Genomic DNA, 17,688 nt, shown 5'->3' on the forward strand with positions numbered 1-17,688 from the left:
TTTAAGATTCTAATTAAAACCTTTTACCTTTTCACAGATAACCTATAATTTAGCAATATGCTATAAGGCTTTAAAACAAACAAATGAAAATTTACACTAAAACCGGCGATAAAGGCTCTACTGCTCTATTTGGAGGTACTCGCGTTCCTAAGCACCATATTAGAATTGAAAGTTACGGGACCGTAGACGAACTAAACTCTCACATTGGTCTTATTAGAGACCAAGAGATTAACCCTGATTATAAACATATATTAATCCATATTCAAGATCGATTATTTACAGTCGGCGCTATCATGGCAACCGATCCAGAAAAAGCGGTTTTAAAAAATGGCAAGGAGCGTTTAAACATTCCTAAAATATCTGAAGAAGATATTGCTCGTTTAGAGCATGAAATGGATACGATGGATGCTACCTTACCACCAATGACACATTTTGTGCTTCCCGGCGGTCATCAAACCGTGTCATTCTGTCACATAGCACGCTGTGTATGCCGTAGAGCCGAGCGTTTAGCCACTGCCCTTAATGACATAGAACCGATTGACACCAACTGTTTAATTTACTTAAACCGCCTATCTGACTATCTTTTTGTGTTGGCACGGAAGTTGTCCTACGACTTGCAAGCAAAGGAAATTAAATGGATTCCTGAAAAGCAATCCTAAACTTTAAAGCTTAACGAAAAAACAAATTATTAATTTATAGTAACGCAACTATTAATTTCTAAGTTTTTCCTGTAAAAAAATACGTTCTTTTAAATTACCGTTAAATAAATGATTTTTTTCTTGCATGTTTAACCTAAAAATTTATTTTTGCACAAAATTAAAACGCATTATAACATGTATTGGACTTTAGAATTAGCAAATTATTTGAGCGATGCTCCTTGGCCGGCAACAAAAGATGAGTTGATAGATTATGCTATTAGAACTGGAGCACCTTTAGAAGTTGTGGAAAATTTGCAAGCTATTGAGGACGAAGGTGACGCTTACGATTCAATAGAGGAAATTTGGTCAGACTATCCCTCGGATGAAGATTACCTCTGGAACGAGGACGAATATTAATATAAAGTATAAAGAAAAGTTAAAAAGTCTCGAGTCGAGACTTTTTTTTGTTCCTAATCTTTATAAAAACACATTACAAACTGTATCTTTGAAGCAATTCAGAGTTGCACTTAACTAACTGAAAACATATCTGGGAACACCCTGGAATTAAATAACATATATACACATGAGTTTTTTAAATTCTGTACTTAAAGTATTTGTTGGCGACAAATCGAAACAAGATGTAAAAGCCATCACCCCTATAGTAAATAAAATAAAATCTTTCGAATCTACTTTAGAAGGATTGTCTCACGATGCTTTACGTGCTAAAACAACCGAATTTAAAGGTCTTATTGCTGAAGCTATTAAACCTTTAAACGATAAAATAAATACGCTTCTTGAAGAAGCCGAAAATACCGATGATATCGATCGTCGTGAAGATATCTATGCCGATATCGACAAACTTAAAGATGAAGTTTACGAAAAAACCGAAACGGTTTTAAACGATATATTACCAGAAGCCTTTGCTGTAGTAAAAGAAACCGCAAAGCGTTTTGCGAACAATACCTCTATTACTGTTACTGCAAACACTTACGATAGAGAATTATCAGGAACTAAAGACTATGTCACTTTAGACGGGGAAAAAGCTACCTGGGCAAACTCCTGGGATGCTGCCGGTAAAGCCATCACCTGGGATATGATTCACTACGATGTTCAGTTAATAGGTGGTGTGGCTATGCATCAGGGTAAAATTGCTGAGATGCAAACGGGTGAAGGTAAAACCTTAGTTGCTACCTTACCGGTTTACTTAAATGCACTTTCTGGTCAAGGGGTGCACCTGGTAACGGTTAACGACTACTTAGCAAAACGTGATAGCGCCTGGATGGCACCGTTATTCCAGTTTCACGGTTTAACAGTAGATTGTATTGATTATCACCAACCTAATTCTGAAGGTCGTAGAAATGCTTATAATGCCGATATTACTTACGGAACGAATAACGAGTTTGGTTTCGATTACTTGCGTGATAACATGGCACATTCGCCAAACGATTTAGTTCAGCGTCCGCACAACTATGCTATTGTCGATGAGGTCGATTCTGTATTAGTTGATGATGCGCGTACGCCATTAATCATCTCTGGTCCTATCCCTCAAGGTGAACGCCATGAGTTTATCGAATTAAAGCCGAAAGTAGACAATATTGTATCGGTACAACGTAAATATTTAACTGGTGTTTTAGCTGAAGCTAAAAAATTAATTAAAGAAGGTGACACCAAAGAAGGTGCGTTTCAATTACTTCGCGTGTACCGTGGTATGCCGAAAAACAAAGCGCTTATTAAATTCTTAAGTGAAGAAGGTGTTAAGCAACTGTTACAAAAAACTGAAAACTTCTACATGCAAGACAACAACCGTGAAATGCCTAAGGTTGATGCCGAGTTGTACTATGTTATTGAAGAAAAAAATAATCAGGTTGAGTTAACCGATAAAGGGGTTGATTATATCTCAGGTAAAGACGATCCAAACTTCTTTATCCTTCCTGAAATAGGATTAGAAATTGCTAAAATCGAGCAACGAAACCTATCTAAAGAAGAAGAAGCAGCTCAAAAAGAAGAGCTTTATAAAGATTTTGGCGTGAAATCTGAACGTATTCACACCTTAAATCAATTATTAAAAGCTTACGCCCTATTTGAAAAAGACATTCAGTACGTTGTTATGGACAACAAAGTGATGATTGTCGATGAGCAAACCGGTCGTATTATGGATGGTCGTCGTTATTCAGACGGATTACACCAGGCGATTGAAGCTAAAGAGAATGTAAAAATTGAAGATGCGACGCAAACCTTCGCGACGGTAACCCTTCAAAATTACTTTAGAATGTACCGTAAACTATCTGGTATGACGGGTACTGCGGTTACTGAAGCTGGTGAGTTCTGGGAAATCTACGAATTGGATGTTGTTGAAATCCCAACCAACCGCCCAATCGCTCGTGATGACCGAGACGATTTAGTTTACAAAACCAAGCGTGAAAAATATAACGCGGTTATTGAAGAAGTTGTAAAATTATCTGAAGCAGGCAGACCAGTATTAATTGGTACCACTTCGGTTGAGATTAGTGAATTACTTGGTAAAATGTTAAGTATTCGCAAAATATCTCACAACGTCTTAAACGCGAAACAACATAAACGTGAGGCCGACATTGTTGCAGAAGCAGGTCGCCCAGGACAGGTTACCATTGCTACCAATATGGCAGGTCGTGGTACCGATATTAAATTAACCGACGAAGTTAAAAACTCCGGTGGTTTAGCCATTATAGGTACGGAGCGTCACGATTCACGTCGTGTCGACCGTCAGTTACGTGGTCGTGCTGGTCGTCAGGGAGATCCGGGAAGTTCACAATTCTACGTATCGCTTGAAGATAACTTGATGCGTTTATTTGGTAGTGAGCGTATCGCCAAAATGATGGACAGAATGGGCCTTAAAGAAGGTGAAGTGATACAGCATTCTATGATTTCTAAATCTATCGAGCGTGCTCAGAAAAAAGTAGAAGAAAACAACTTTGGTGTTCGTAAGCGTTTATTAGAATATGATGACGTTATGAACGCACAACGTGAAGTGATTTATAAACGTCGTCACCATGCTTTATTTGGTGAGCGTCTTCGTGTAGACTTAGCGAACATGATATTCGATACGGCTGAAGGTATTTCTGAAGGTAACAAAGGGGTTAATGATTATAAGAATTTCGAGTTTGAATTGATTCGTTATTTCTCTTTAACCTCTCCAATTACTGAAGCAGAATTCGGTAAACTTTCGGCTCAGGAAATCACCTCTAAAGTATACCGTGCTGCATTTGATCACTATAAAGATAAAATGGCTCGTAACGCTGAAATCGCATTCCCTGTGATTAAAAATGTTTACGAAAACCAACGTGACCGCTTCAAGCGTATCGTAGTGCCGTTTACCGATGGTATTAAGAGTTTAAATGTGGTTACCGATCTTGAAAAAGCTTACGAAACCAACGGTAAACAATTAATTACCGATTTCGAAAAGAACATTACTTTAGCGATTATTGACGACTCCTGGAAAACGCATTTACGTAAAATGGATGAGTTGAAACAGTCGGTACAGTTAGCGGTTCACGAGCAAAAAGATCCGTTATTAATTTACAAGTTTGAGGCCTTTGAGTTATTCAAAGCGATGATTGATCAGGTGAATAAAGATGTGATTTCCTTCTTATTTAAAGGTGAATTACCTCAGGAAACTCAGGAAACCATCCAGGAAGCCAGAGAACGCCGACAGGAAAAATTAAACGTTCAAAAAGAAGAAATTCCGAATTTAGACGAACGTTCTGCTCAAAACAGAGCGGCTGGAAACACACAACAACAGCAACCGCAGGTAACAGAAACCATTGTACGCGAGCATGCTAAAATTGGCCGTAACGATCGTGTTACTATAAAAAATGTTATTAACGGAGAAAACAAAACCGTAAAATTTAAACAAGCTGAACCTTTATTAGCTAAAGGCGAATGGGTTCTTGTTGAAGATTAATCTACAATTCATCATACATAAAAATCCCGGTAGATTTTCTACCGGGATTTTTTTTGTTTCATAAAACACTCAAAACAAAAAAACCTAACTCTACTGTTTTAATTTTCAATTATTTAATGCCGAAAATTCCTATAGAAGTCTTAATTATGTAAAAAATTCCTTAAATTAGTTATGTATCTATATGCTTTTCAAATATTTAAATTGTAACTCATGGCTAAATTTTACTCTTCTATTTTCGTTTTTCTTTTTATTAATCTGTCTCAAGCACAGATTACTCTAACCAGCGCAACCCACACTCCAAAAATTGGTGATTCTTTTGAATATATTTATAACGAAGACTATACCTTTGATGTCAGTCAAAGCGGAGCGAATCAAACCTGGGACTTTTCAACTGCCACAGGCACATCACAAACAGCAAACTATATAGATTTAGCAAGCTCTAGTGACCCTACAACATACGCCCAGTCAAATGTAGTAGCCACTTCGACTATAGATGGTTTTTATGGAGAAACTTATTATATATCTTCAAGTTCTGGCTTATCAGCAATAGGACAATATTCTCCTAATAATGTAAAAGTTATTTATACCGATCCGAGGGAAGGTCTGAAATTCCCAATTTCTTATGGAGACACATTTAATGAAACATTTTCCGGAACAAAAGAAAACCTAATAGCTAATCAAACTTATGATGAAAATGGAACCATTGAAATTACAGCCGATGGCTATGGAGATCTTATTCTTCCCTATACAACCATTACTAATGTTTTAAAAATAAAAATGACGTCAACCTACACTGATGTATTACAAGGTTTAATTGTATTAAACTTTAAAGAAGTATCAAATATATGGTACGACATTAACAACAATGCATATTTAGCCAGTACAACTGAAGTATATAGTGAAGACCAATTAGTAGCCTCATATGCTTATTACTTAAGTCAATCAGATTTAATTCTAAATACAACAGATTTTAATAACGATAAAAATTTCATTTCAATATATCCGAATCCTGCAAACAACATTCTTTACATTGAAAACAAATCGAATGAAAGTTTAGAGATACAATTTATTGATATCACAGGCCGAACTGTTAAAAGGCAATTTATTGGTTTGAATACAAATGAAGTACCTATTGATAACATTCAATCAGGCATTTATAATGTTGCATACTACCAAAACAACACATATCACACCAAAAGAGTTATTGTAAAATAGCCTTAAGTAATACATTAGGATCAGGGCAGTTTGTCTTATAAAAGTCTATATCCTTAATATTACAAACTCCAGGGTAATCCCCTTGCAAACCCTGTAAATCTTTTATAATCTGAAAGTGCAAATGTGGTGGATAATCGCCATTAACTTGGGCTACTCCTAAGGTTCCAATAGATTGTCCTTGTTTTACTTTTTCACCAACTGTTACAGATGCAATAGATTCCAAACTTAAATGTCCGTAAAGGGTATAAAACTCCCCGTTTTCAACTTCATGTTTTAAAATAATAGTCGGCCCATAATCGCCATGGTTTTTATTATTCTTAAAACTATGTATTTCCCCATCTAAACAAGCCAAAACCTTCGTTCCCGAGGGACACCACAAATCGGTACCTAAATGAATATTACGTTCGGTATCTAAATCCTGCTGATTGAAATGCTGACTTCTTTTGTAAATATTTCGGTTTTCCAGATAGCCTCCATAGGCGACATCTGCATTATGCTCTCTAAGATAGCTCTCAATGTATTGATTGAAACTTTCAGAAGAAGACACATCAACATCTTTTAACTTTTCATTCGTTTCAGATAAATCTATGGGGATATAATTATTTCCCGTATTTGGAATATCTAAAACACGTGTTGGTTTTATTGTTGACGTATTCAGCGTTTCTGAGAATAATTTCATGTCCTTGTTGTCAAAAATTTAATAATCTAAATTAGAAAATATTAAACAAAGAAATGATTCAGATATGTTCATTTTTATCTTGACCCAAAAACAAACCAAAAAAGTCAAGGCTATTTAAGTCTTAAAACCTAAATAAGCATGGCACTAAGGATTCTCGATACAATTCCTCGTTACTCGGAATCACTCGAACTGATGCAACTTCTAACTTCCTACTTTCTTAAATTCTAATGTGTCTAACTGCTCGATTAAACCACTTCTGCGTATAAATCGAAATCGGCAGCATCAGTTACTTTTACCGTAGCAAATTCACCAGTTTTTAAATAAGTAGTACTGGCATCAATTAACACTTCGTTATCAACATCGGGAGAATCGAATTCGGTACGCCCCACAAAATAGTTACCTTCTTTTCTATCGATAACCACTTTAAACTCCTGACCGATTTTCTCCTGATTTAATTCCCAAGAAATCTGCGACTGAATTTCCATAATTTCATTAGCACGCTCCTGTTTTACATCTTCTGGCACATCATCCTCTAAAGTATAGGCATGGGTATTCTCTTCGTGGCTATAGGTAAAACATCCTAAACGCTCAAAACGCATTTCTTTCACCCAATCTCTCAAGGTTTCAAAATCTTCCTGAGTTTCTCCCGGATATCCCACAATTAATGTGGTACGAATGGTCATGTTTGGCACAGCTGCTCTAAAGTCTTTAAGCAACTTTGTTGTTTTTTCCTTTGTGGTTCCACGACGCATACTCTTCAAAATAGCATCTGAAATATGCTGTAACGGAATATCTAAATAATTACAGATTTTAGGCTCACGGTTCATCACCTCTAACACATCCATTGGGAAACCTGTCGGGAACGCATAATGTAAACGAATCCATTCGACACCTTCCACTTTTACTAAGGCCTCCAATAATTCGGCAAGATTACGCTTTTTGTATAAATCTAATCCGTAATAGGTTAAATCCTGAGCAATAAGAATCAATTCTTTCACGCCATTTGCTGCTAATTTTTCAGCTTCTATGACTAAGTCTTCAATCGGTGTACTCTTATGTTTTCCACGCATTAAAGGAATCGCACAGAAACTACACGGACGGTCGCAACCTTCAGCAATCTTTAAATAGGCATAATTTTTAGGTGTTGTCGTTAAACGTTCTCCTATTAATTCGTGTTTATAATCTGCGCCTAAAGCTTTTAATAATCCCGGTAATTCAGTGGTTCCGAAATACTGATCGACATCTGGAATTTCCTTTTCTAAATCTGGTTTATAGCGTTCACTTAAACACCCCGTAACAAAGACTTTATCAACATCGCCTTCTTCCTTTTTCTGCATATACTCTAAAATAGTATTTACACTTTCTTCCTTGGCATTATTGATAAATCCGCAGGTATTAATCACAACAATATTACCTTCTTCTTCATGAACAACCTCCTTGCCACTGGCTTTCAGTTGCCCCATTAACACTTCGCTGTCGTAAACATTCTTACTACAACCCAGAGTTACTACATTAATCTTGTTCTTTTTAAGTGATTTTGTACGCATAATTTTTATTAAATCAGGGCGCAAAGATACGGAATGATTTAGGATATACGATTCTATAATCCTGAAATCGTGCAATTAATTTCGTTCTTCAAAAGGAATTACAAGGCCTTTTTCAAGATAATTTTTCAATCCGCTTAATAACATTGCCCAGCAAAACGAAGAATACTTAAAATGGTCGTTTGCTTCCGGCCAGTTCACATGGCTAAACTTTAGCATGGTTCCTTCGTTGTGTGGTTCCAATTCGAACTGAAACGTTGTGGGATCCCAATCTTTATCAGATACTGTCATCTTAAAAGCAATGAGTTTGTTTAGTTCTAATTTCGAAACCTTACAAAACCAGTTATATTTATCCGTAAAATTCAGATTATATTCTGCACCAAGTTCAGGTGTTCCTGAACTTTTTAGCGACCACCAATTATCTAGATGTTTGGGTATGGATACCCCATTAAAAACAGCTTCCTGAGATGCTTTAATGAATAGGTTATGGTAAATATTAAAACTCATATCTAAAGTTACAAAATATCTACAAAAAAAGGTGGTTAATCAAAATCAACCACCTTTTATATTCTTTTTACTATCGTGCACTATTTAAAAAACGAATCCACAAATTCGTATTTATTAAATACCTGTAAATCTTCTATTCCTTCTCCTACACCGATATACTTTACCGGAATTTTAAACTGGTCGCTGATACCAATAACCACACCGCCTTTAGCTGTACCGTCTAACTTAGTTACGGCTAATGATGTTACTTCGGTTGCTGCTGTAAATTGTTTTGCTTGTTCAAAGGCATTCTGACCTGTGGAACCATCTAACACTAACAACACATCGTGCGGTGCATCACCAACCACTTTTTGCATCACACGCTTCACCTTGGTTAGCTCGTTCATTAAATTAACTTTATTATGTAAACGCCCTGCAGTATCGATAATCACCACATCGGCATTTTGTGAAACGGCACTTTTCAAAGTATCGAAAGCTACTGAAGCAGGATCACTTCCCATAGCTTGCTTCACTAATGGCACATCTACACGATCGGCCCACACCTGAAGCTGATCAATGGCTGCTGCTCTAAACGTATCGGCTGCTCCCAATACCACATTCAATCCTTTTTTCTTGAACTGATAGGCCAACTTACCAATTGTCGTTGTTTTACCAACACCATTTACACCAACTACCATTAAAACATAAGGTGTTTTAGAACCATCGGCTTGGGGGCTTAACGTTGGAATGGTATATTCCGTTTCTTCACCGGTATTGGTTTCACTTAACAAACCAGCAATTTCTTCTCTTAAAATCTGATTCAGCTCTTCGGTCCCTAAATACTTATCTTTAGAAACGCGCTCCTCAATACGCTCAATAACTTTTAATGTGGTATTTACACCAACATCACTGCTAACCAACACTTCCTCCAGATTATCTAAAACTTCATCATCTACTTTAGATTTTCCTGCTACGGCTTTGCTTAACTTACCAAAAAAACTGGTTTTTGATTTTTCTAACCCTTTATCAAGAGTCTCCTTTTTTTCTGAAGAAAATATTTTTTTAAAAAAGCTCATTGTTCACTTTTATTGGTTGGTTACTATTTTAAACGTTTTGCTAAACCGACTAGTTTAAAACTGTTAAAACACTACAGTCAAATTTCTTACCACAATTAATTTCGGCAATTATGTCAGAAACCTGTCAAATATAAATATAAAAAAGCTGCTTTCGAAATGAAAGCAGCTTTGTATATATCAAAAATGTTTGTTCTTACTTCTCGTTAAGGAAGTCGTTAACAAATTCTGGAGCCATGATAGACTCAACAAACATATAAGCACCAGTTTTAGGTGACTTTACCATTTTAATCGCTTTTGTTAATCTTTTAGAAGATGTTTGTAACGATGCTACTGTTTTCTTTGCCATGACTTAATATTATTTAATTTCTTTGTGAACAGTCATACGCTTAAGGATAGGATTAAATTTCTTAATCTCCATTCTGTCTGGCGTATTCTTTTTATTTTTTGTAGTGATGTATCTTGAAGTTCCTGGTTGTCCAGACTCCTTGTGCTCAGTACACTCTAAAATTACCTGTATTCTATTACCTTTCTTTGCCATTTTTCTATCGTATTAAATGTGGCTATTATTTTAAAAATCCTTTAGACTTTGCCTCTTTTAACGCTGCAGAAATACCAATTTTATTGATAGTTTTTAATGCAGATGTAGAAACCTTTAAAGTTATCCAGTTGTCTTCTTCTGGAATGTAAAAACGTTTCTTTACTAAATTCGCATTAAATTTGCGTTTAGTTTTATTCATAGCATGAGACACGTTGTTTCCAACCATTGCCTTCTTTCCTGTTAGTTCACAAACTCTTGACATTATTATATAACTTTAAAAATTCTTTGTTGTTTAAAATCGAGGTGCAAATATACAAATTCTTTCATTTGTAACAACTTAATTTTAATCAATTTTTAAAAATTTCTTTCAATAGCATTTCCAAAGCCTTATTTACGGCCTTATCTATGACTTTTACACGTTGATTTCCGAGCATAAATTTTTCTGAATAGACCTCATTTTTTGTAGCGATAGCAATATGAACCGTTCCAATTTCGGCATCAGAATCGCCTTTACTTGGCCCGGCATTACCCGTTGTGGCCACTGCGAAGTCCGATTGAAATAAATCCAAGGCGTTTTTAGCCATGGCTTCCACCACTTCTTTACTAACCACCGAATGTTCTTCTACAAGGTCTTTTGAAATTCCTAAAATATTGATTTTTGATTGTGTAGAATAGGTAACCACACCACCTTTAAAATATGATGATGCTCCTGGATGTGATGTAAATTGTTCGGCTATTTTTCCTCCGGTACAGCTTTCGGCCATCGCTAAGGTCTTCCCTATTTTGGTTAACCTATTGGCAATAACCACTTCAACAGAACCATCTTCATCCTCTAATCCAAAAAACTCATCTTTTATTAATGGGATGACTTTTGCAATTTCGGCGTCCACATTTATCCTTAACTCAGCCTCTTCAAAACCCTTGGCCGATAAACGCAAACGCATTTTACCCAAACTTGGTAAATAGGCCAGTTTAATATTTTTAGGTAAGGCATCTTCCCACACTTCAATACGTTCGGCAAGCGCACTTTCTCCTAAACCATATACCAGTAAAGTTTTGTGCAATATAAATGGACAGTTGTATTTCCCTTTTACTTTTGGAATCACTTCGTTTTCAACTAAAGCCTGCATCTCGTGTGGTACGCCAGGAAGCGATATAAAGGTCTTTTCGCCTTTTTCCATCCACATACCTGGTGCAGTCCCCAAAAGATTCATTAAGACCTTTGATTTAGACGGTACTAAAGCCTGATCTTTATTTACCTGAAGCAGCGCTCCACGAACATGTGTAGCCCAAATATCTTCAATATTTTTTAGAACCGCTTCGTTTCTAACTAAAGTATCACCAAAATACTCAGCGATGGTTTTTTTAGTAATATCGTCTTTAGTCGGACCTAAGCCTCCTGTAAGAATTACGACATCGACATTGGACTCGGCATCCTTAAGCGCTTTTAATATATGGTCTTTATCATCCTGAACCGACGTTATTTGATACACCGACACCCCAATTTTATTGAGCTGCTTTGCAATAAATGCAGAATTGGTATCAATAACTTGACCTATTAGAAGTTCGTCTCCTATAGTGATGATTTCGGCTAACATGTAATTCTATATATTAAAATCTGATTTTATTTCAGCTACGGCATTATCGACCGCTGTTATTACTATTTCCAGTTGATTCGTGATATCTAAATCTGTTTTTGTAAACTTACCCCAGTCCTGCACTTCTATTAAAGTATCTAAAACCCCTAATTCGAATAAATCTACCGTTGGTTTCATTTTATGTGCCGCCTGATACGCGGTGTGATAATCTTTTTCGGCAACGGCTTTTTTTAAACGCTCGGCATCTTCCGGTACTTCTTCTAAAAAGGCTTCTGCCAAGGTTTTTATAAAATCTTCGTCGTTATCGGCTAATTCGCGTACTCTTTCTAATTTGTAATGCTGTTCCATTTATTTTACTGTTATTGAAAACATTTCTTTTTCTCCTATATAGCCCTTAAGCTTATCGTTTGCATTCACTTTTTCAACGCCAGATGGAGTTCCTGTAAATATAATATCTCCTATCTTTAAAGTGAAATATTTAGAAACATATTCTATTAATTCATCAATTTTCCAAAGCATGTGGCTGGTATTTCCTAATTGTACAATTTTATCGTTCTTTTTTAACGAAAATTCAACAGCGTCAATATCCTCAAAATCAGATACCGGCAACCAATTACCAATTACAGCAGCCCCATCGAATGCTTTTGCCTTTTCCCAAGGCAAGCCTTTTGCCTTTAATTCGCTTTGAACATCTCGTGCTGTAAAATCTATCCCCAGACCAATCTCACTGTAGTATTTATGTGCAAACTTCTTATCGATATGTTTACCGATACGATTAATTTTCACCAGAATTTCCACCTCGTGATGCACGTCGTTTGAAAAGTCCGGAATAAAAAAGGGTTGTTTCTTTAATAAAACAGAAGTATCGGGCTTTAAAAACACCACTGGATCGGTTGGTTTTTCGTTCTCTAACTCCTTAATGTGTTCGGTATAGTTTCTACCGATGCAAATAATCTTCATAATTTAAACGGATTGAAAATACAGATTACCCCAGTTTATTATTTAAACTTCTAAGCTTGATAGAAGTCAACACTTTTTTGGTATAAAGTGGAAAATCGGCATTAAGCAACCAGCCGAAATATCCTGGTTCATTTTCTAAAATTTCGGTCACCAATTTCCCCTTATGTTTGCCGAAAGAAAAACACTCTTCACCTTTCTTGTTATAGGCAATAAATCCAGCAAAATCAGCAAACTGCTTTCTTGAACTGAATTCCGCCAAAAACTTCGTGTCGTTTTCTAAATCGTCGTATTTGGCAATTTGTGCTTTCAGCACTTCATAAGTCGCCAAAGTATCGGCTTCTGCTGTATGCGCATCTTCCAGATTTTTATCACAATAGAATTTATAAGCTGCACTTAGAGTCCGTTGTTCCATTTTATGGAAAATAGTTTGCACATCGACCGCCAAGCGGTTTTTCATATCGAAATCGACCTCAGCACGCAACATCTCTTCGGCTAACAATGGAATATCGAAACGGTTAGAATTGAATCCTCCTAAATCGGAATCCTTAATAAGATTATAAACTTCTTTTGCTATTTCCTTAAAGGTTGGTTTGTCCGCGACATCTTCATCTGAAATACCGTGAATGGCCGTTACTTCTTTCGGGATAGGAATGGTTGGATTTACCAACCAGCGTTTGCTCTCTTCCTTTCCATTAGGATGTACTTTTAATATGGCGATTTCTACAATTCTGTCGGTTGTAATGTTTACCCCTGTTGTTTCTAAATCAAAAAAACAAATGGGCTTATTTAAATTTAAATTCATTTTATACTATTCAAAGATTTTATCTCATTCAAAAATTCTCTTTTATAAGAATCCCAATTCTTAGGCCTTATTAAATCCTCATAATCATGCTGCATATCTCTATACTGAACATAAAATTCTCCATTGGGTTGTAAAATTATAATTTCAAATGATGATTTAGGTATTTTAAAAATGTTTTTTAAAAAATGATTATTATCTGGATACCATTGTAATCTTTTCTTTTCAATAGGAAACCCTCTATTTTCTCCATAAAAGTGTATTACAACAATATCATCACTAAAATTTTCATGGTATTTCTCACACTTTTTATAACCATTTACAACTTCTTTAAAAATATTAGCATTCATATGTTTAGAAACTGGCAAATCTTGGTCCAAATTAAAACGAGGATGATTTTTTAGCAAAATATATTTACTCTCTAAACTATCGTATTTATACACAGCGTTATATTTAGGATAATCTTCCTTCTTTTTTAAAATTTGAGTATAATGAATTACCATTGTTTTTGTGGTATCCATATTATATCGGCTTGAAATAAGCTGAAAGAAACTTTTCCTTTGCACCGACTCTAACTCACCATATAGGTAGTTAATTTTTATTTCTTCAATAACTAAAGAGTCTGTGGAATAACGAACTCCTTTGCAGAAAGACAAGCTACTCTTTTCATAAAAAAACTCCTTTGATATACGATTTTCATTCTCATCAAAATACAAGGTATCTTGTTGGGCACTGACAAAATAAATACAAGAAATAAATAATATGAAGAAAAATTTGCTTGATTTCAAGGTCTAAAACATGTTTAAGTATAATTTGACTAAAGATACTAAATTGACTAAGCGTAAAAAATAAAACCAACCCTTTTATAGGTTGGTTCTAATATATTTTGAAGATCTTATTTTCTAGATTTCTCTGTTTACATCCCAGGCTTCAAGATAGTCTTTAACAGCTTTTACAAACTCTCCTCCCAGGGCTCCATTAACTACACGGTGATCGTAAGAATGCGATAAGAACATTTTGTATCGGATACCGATAAAATCGCCTTCTGGTGTTTCAATAACCGCAGGCACTTTTCTAATCGCTCCAAGTGCTAAAATACCCACTTGTGGCTGATTGATAATTGGTGTACCCATGATACTTCCAAAAGTTCCTACATTAGTAACCGTATACGTTCCACCTTGAATATCGTCTGGTTTTAACTGATTTGCTCTTGCACGCTTTGCTAAATCGTTAACTTGTTTGGTCATACCCACCAAGTTTAACTGATCGGCATTTTTAATTACCGGAACAATTAAATTTCCGTCAGGTAAAGACGCCGCCATACCTAAGTTGATATTCTTTTTCTTTACAATGGTATCGCCTTGCACAGAAATATTCATTAACGGATAATCACGTAATGCCTTAGCAATCGCTTCCATGAAGATTGGTGTAAAAGTCAGATTTTCTCCTTCACGTTTCATGAAACCATCTTTCACTTTCTTTCTCCAGTTCCAGATATTTGTTACATCGGCTTCAATAAAACTTTGTACATGAGCAGAAGTTTGAACTGACTCTACCATATGATGCGCAATGAGTTTACCCATACGCGTCATTTCTATAATTTCATCTTCACCACTACTAACTACTGGAGCAGGTGCAGCTTTTGGCTGTTCAGGAGCTTTTGGTTGCGCTACGGCTTTGGTCTCTACTTTTGGAGCTACAACTGTACCATTTTCCTTATTGGAAATATATTCTAAAATATCATTTTTAGTGACACGTCCTTCTTTACCCGTTCCTGAAATCGCATCAAGTTCTTCCTGAGAAATCCCTTCTTCTCTTGCTATATTCTTAACTAACGGTGAATAAAATCTATCTTCTGTTGAAGCTACAGCAACAGGCGCTAAGGTTTCTTTTACTTTTTTTATAGATTCTACAACTTCTTCTACAGCAACAGTTTCTTCTTCATTAGACTCTACCACGGATGTTTCTTCAGTTTCCTTTACGTCAACTGCTCCCTCACCTTCAGTTTCAATAATAGCAACAACCTGTCCTACCTGAACCACATCGTTAACCTCGAAACGTTTTTCTATAAGAACTCCTTCTACTTCACTAGGAACTTCACTATCTACTTTATCTGTTGCAATTTCTAAGACGGTTTCATCCAGTTCAATCGTGTCTCCGACTTCTTTTAACCAAGACGTAATGGTTGCTTCTGCAACACTTTCTCCCATTTTAGGTAATTTGAGTTCAAATTTTGCCATATCAATAAAGTAATACTTAGTTTTTATTTTTCGCTTGCAAAATTACTTAAAAATCATCAATTCTTTTAAAGAATTTTCAAATAAAACTAACTTAAACTTATAATTTCACCTCGACAGATGGCATTATCACTCCCTATGATGAAGTAGCTATCCTTAGGTAAGATTTTGTAAGTAACCGATTTACAGTTCTTTTTCTTTTCAATAGCCGAGATTATATCTTTGTATTTCCATGAATTACCATCGAAAATAATTTCTGTCGTACCCTGAATACTTTCTAAACAGTTTTTTAAAACCACTTCTTTTGGTAAAACCGCTTTTAAGCTTTCATTCATTTTTGTTGACATGAAAGCGTATGTATTAACCTGCTTTATTTTTTTTACCGGAGCCCTATTAATTAAATACGCCATTTTTACTGCAGACCAAACGGTAAAATCACACAGTACATTCTTTTTAAAATGCTTCTGATAGAAAATCTGCATGGCTCCATAAAACCGCCTCACATAATGCTTATCTCGCAAGGTGCTTTCTCCTTTGTAATGCAATACTGTAGTTTCACCAAAATAATAATTGGTGTAACCTGCCTTATATACACTATACGACAAATCAATATCTTCACCGTACATAAAGTAGTCTTCATCGAATCCTCCAACATCAAGAAAAACGTCCTTTTTCATAAGCATAAAAGCACCTACTAGTATTTTTACTTTCCCAATACCATTTTCATCGATATGATTCGCATAATACAATTCGGAGTTGCCAAGCATCTTTTTAAAGGCCACTTTAACATAAGGGACATTACGCTTACTTTCCGGCAAAAACTCACCCACTCCGTTAATTAGCTTACAACCTACAATTCCTAAATCAGATTTACTATCAGCAAACTTTAATAATTTAAGAAACGTGTCTTCAGCTACTACGGTATCTGGATTAAGTATGCATATATACTCTCCTTCAGCCTGAGCTATGCCAATATTATTTCCGCGTGAAAACCCATAGTTTTCTTCATTCTCTATAAGTTTTACGTCGGGAAACAATTCCTTCACCATCTTACAACTGTCATCTTCAGATTTATTATCGACAACAATAATTTCTGCTTCAATATCTGTGACAGCAGCCTGTACACTTTTCAAGCAAAGCTCTAAAAAGTAACGTACGTTATAATTTAAAATGACTATTGAGAGTTTCAAAGGGTAATTAATACTACTTTTGGGAGGTTGCAATTTACGTTGGTTTTGTTAGCTTAATTAAGATTTTAGTGATGATTCGAAAGGGACTCGGTTCACAATACTTCGACCTAAAGTAATCTCATCGGCATACTCTAATTCGTCGCCAACCGATATTCCTCGTGCTATTGTAGACGTGTAAATATTGTATTCCTGTATTTGTTTGTATATATAAAAATTAGTGGTGTCGCCTTCCATAGTAGAACTTAACGCAAAAATGAGCTCTTTTATTTTACCTTCTTCAACTTTTTTTACTAAAGACTGAATATTAAGGTCATGAGGACCGATCCCATCCATTGGAGATATCTTACCACCAAGTACATGATACAGACCTTTAAACGAGCTTGTATTTTCTATCGCCATAACATCTCTAATATCCTCTACCACACAAACAACCGACTCATCTCGATTTGGATTGGAACATATTTCACACAATTCTTCATCGCTAATATTATTGCAAGACTTACAAAACTTTATATCATTTCTCATGGATTGTAAAGCCTCTGCCAACATTGTTATTTGCTCTTTGGGCTGTTTTAGCATATGCAATACCAAACGCAATGCCGTACGCTTACCAATACCTGGTAGTTGCGACATTTCGTTTACTGCACGCTCTAATAATTTTGACGAGAATTCCATGCGGCGAATTTAATGTTTTTTAAAGACATCAATACTTAAACAGTAAAATAATAAAATAAATGATTCCCTAAGACTGAAAAGTAATTTTGTATTTTGGCCGTTAAAACAAATAA

General features: G+C 35.6%; 19 protein-coding genes. 4 read left to right on the forward strand and 15 right to left on the reverse strand.

Features of this window, described 5'->3' with window-relative positions:
- The first annotated feature begins 83 nt into the window (after window positions 1-83).
- The 4 genes from RBH94_RS01490 (at window position 84) to RBH94_RS01505 (ending at window position 5,793) form a co-directional block, all read left to right on the forward strand.
- On the forward strand, window positions 84-659 hold the full coding sequence (locus RBH94_RS01490; protein ID WP_307882073.1) for a cob(I)yrinic acid a,c-diamide adenosyltransferase: 576 nt from the start codon (window positions 84-86) through the stop codon (window positions 657-659).
- A gap of 174 nt (window positions 660-833) precedes the next feature.
- Window positions 834-1,055, forward strand: a complete 222-nt coding sequence (locus RBH94_RS01495) for a DUF2795 domain-containing protein (protein ID WP_188215051.1) — start codon at window positions 834-836, stop codon at window positions 1,053-1,055.
- 166 nt (window positions 1,056-1,221) lie between these two features.
- Entirely contained in the window at window positions 1,222-4,578 is a 3,357-nt protein-coding gene (gene secA, locus RBH94_RS01500) for a preprotein translocase subunit SecA (RefSeq protein WP_307882074.1), read from the forward strand.
- 210 nt (window positions 4,579-4,788) lie between these two features.
- Entirely contained in the window at window positions 4,789-5,793 is a 1,005-nt protein-coding gene (locus tag RBH94_RS01505; protein WP_307882075.1) for a T9SS type A sorting domain-containing protein, read from the forward strand.
- Here the strand turns inward: RBH94_RS01505 and RBH94_RS01510 are convergent.
- The 15 genes from RBH94_RS01510 to recR all read right to left on the reverse strand — a co-directional run bounded on the left by RBH94_RS01510 (window position 5,780) and on the right by recR (window position 17,575).
- Window positions 5,780-6,472 carry a peptidoglycan DD-metalloendopeptidase family protein gene (locus RBH94_RS01510; protein ID WP_307882076.1) on the reverse strand — a complete coding sequence of 231 codons (693 nt, stop codon included), beginning with the start codon at window positions 6,470-6,472 and terminating at the stop codon, window positions 5,780-5,782. The genes RBH94_RS01505 and RBH94_RS01510 overlap by 14 nt on opposite strands.
- A 245-nt stretch (window positions 6,473-6,717) precedes the next feature.
- On the reverse strand, window positions 6,718-8,019 hold the full coding sequence (rimO, locus tag RBH94_RS01515) for a 30S ribosomal protein S12 methylthiotransferase RimO (RefSeq protein ID WP_307882077.1): 1,302 nt from the start codon (window positions 8,017-8,019) through the stop codon (window positions 6,718-6,720).
- 75 nt (window positions 8,020-8,094) lie between these two features.
- Complete coding sequence (locus RBH94_RS01520; protein ID WP_307882078.1) at window positions 8,095-8,523, reverse strand: SRPBCC domain-containing protein; 429 nt, start codon at window positions 8,521-8,523, stop codon at window positions 8,095-8,097.
- 80 nt (window positions 8,524-8,603) lie between these two features.
- Window positions 8,604-9,578 carry a signal recognition particle-docking protein FtsY gene (gene ftsY, locus RBH94_RS01525; protein WP_307882079.1) on the reverse strand — a complete coding sequence of 325 codons (975 nt, stop codon included), beginning with the start codon at window positions 9,576-9,578 and terminating at the stop codon, window positions 8,604-8,606.
- Between the two features lie 193 nt (window positions 9,579-9,771).
- Window positions 9,772-9,924 carry a DUF4295 domain-containing protein gene (locus tag RBH94_RS01530; RefSeq protein WP_188223165.1) on the reverse strand — a complete coding sequence of 51 codons (153 nt, stop codon included), beginning with the start codon at window positions 9,922-9,924 and terminating at the stop codon, window positions 9,772-9,774.
- 9 nt (window positions 9,925-9,933) lie between these two features.
- A complete protein-coding gene (gene rpmG, locus RBH94_RS01535) occupies window positions 9,934-10,116 on the reverse strand; it encodes a 50S ribosomal protein L33 (RefSeq protein ID WP_007648529.1) in 183 nt (60 codons plus the stop codon).
- Window positions 10,117-10,141: 25 nt separating this feature from the next.
- A complete protein-coding gene (gene rpmB, locus RBH94_RS01540; protein WP_188215045.1) occupies window positions 10,142-10,378 on the reverse strand; it encodes a 50S ribosomal protein L28 in 237 nt (78 codons plus the stop codon).
- 85 nt (window positions 10,379-10,463) lie between these two features.
- Window positions 10,464-11,714: a competence/damage-inducible protein A gene (locus tag RBH94_RS01545; RefSeq protein WP_307882080.1), complete on the reverse strand. Its 1,251-nt coding sequence runs from the start codon at window positions 11,712-11,714 to the stop codon at window positions 10,464-10,466.
- Window positions 11,715-11,720: 6 nt separating this feature from the next.
- A complete protein-coding gene (locus RBH94_RS01550; RefSeq protein WP_307882081.1) occupies window positions 11,721-12,062 on the reverse strand; it encodes an Hpt domain-containing protein in 342 nt (113 codons plus the stop codon).
- Window positions 12,063-12,674: a fumarylacetoacetate hydrolase family protein gene (locus tag RBH94_RS01555; RefSeq protein ID WP_307882082.1), complete on the reverse strand. Its 612-nt coding sequence runs from the start codon at window positions 12,672-12,674 to the stop codon at window positions 12,063-12,065.
- Window positions 12,675-12,699: 25 nt separating this feature from the next.
- Complete coding sequence (locus RBH94_RS01560) at window positions 12,700-13,476, reverse strand: 3'-5' exonuclease (protein WP_307882083.1); 777 nt, start codon at window positions 13,474-13,476, stop codon at window positions 12,700-12,702.
- Window positions 13,473-14,261: a hypothetical protein gene (locus tag RBH94_RS01565; RefSeq protein ID WP_307882084.1), complete on the reverse strand. Its 789-nt coding sequence runs from the start codon at window positions 14,259-14,261 to the stop codon at window positions 13,473-13,475. Before RBH94_RS01565 ends, RBH94_RS01560 begins: the two co-directional genes overlap by 4 nt.
- A gap of 114 nt (window positions 14,262-14,375) precedes the next feature.
- A complete protein-coding gene (locus RBH94_RS01570) occupies window positions 14,376-15,713 on the reverse strand; it encodes a dihydrolipoamide acetyltransferase family protein (protein ID WP_307882085.1) in 1,338 nt (445 codons plus the stop codon).
- Window positions 15,714-15,799: 86 nt separating this feature from the next.
- Window positions 15,800-16,900, reverse strand: a complete 1,101-nt coding sequence (locus tag RBH94_RS01575; protein ID WP_307882086.1) for a glycosyltransferase family 2 protein — start codon at window positions 16,898-16,900, stop codon at window positions 15,800-15,802.
- Window positions 16,901-16,957: 57 nt separating this feature from the next.
- Window positions 16,958-17,575: a recombination mediator RecR gene (gene recR, locus RBH94_RS01580; protein ID WP_307882087.1), complete on the reverse strand. Its 618-nt coding sequence runs from the start codon at window positions 17,573-17,575 to the stop codon at window positions 16,958-16,960.
- Window positions 17,576-17,688: the final 113 nt, after the last annotated feature.

It is taken from the genome of Aestuariibaculum sp. YM273, from assembly GCF_030908365.1.
GTDB classification, from domain to species: domain Bacteria; phylum Bacteroidota; class Bacteroidia; order Flavobacteriales; family Flavobacteriaceae; genus Aestuariibaculum; species Aestuariibaculum marinum.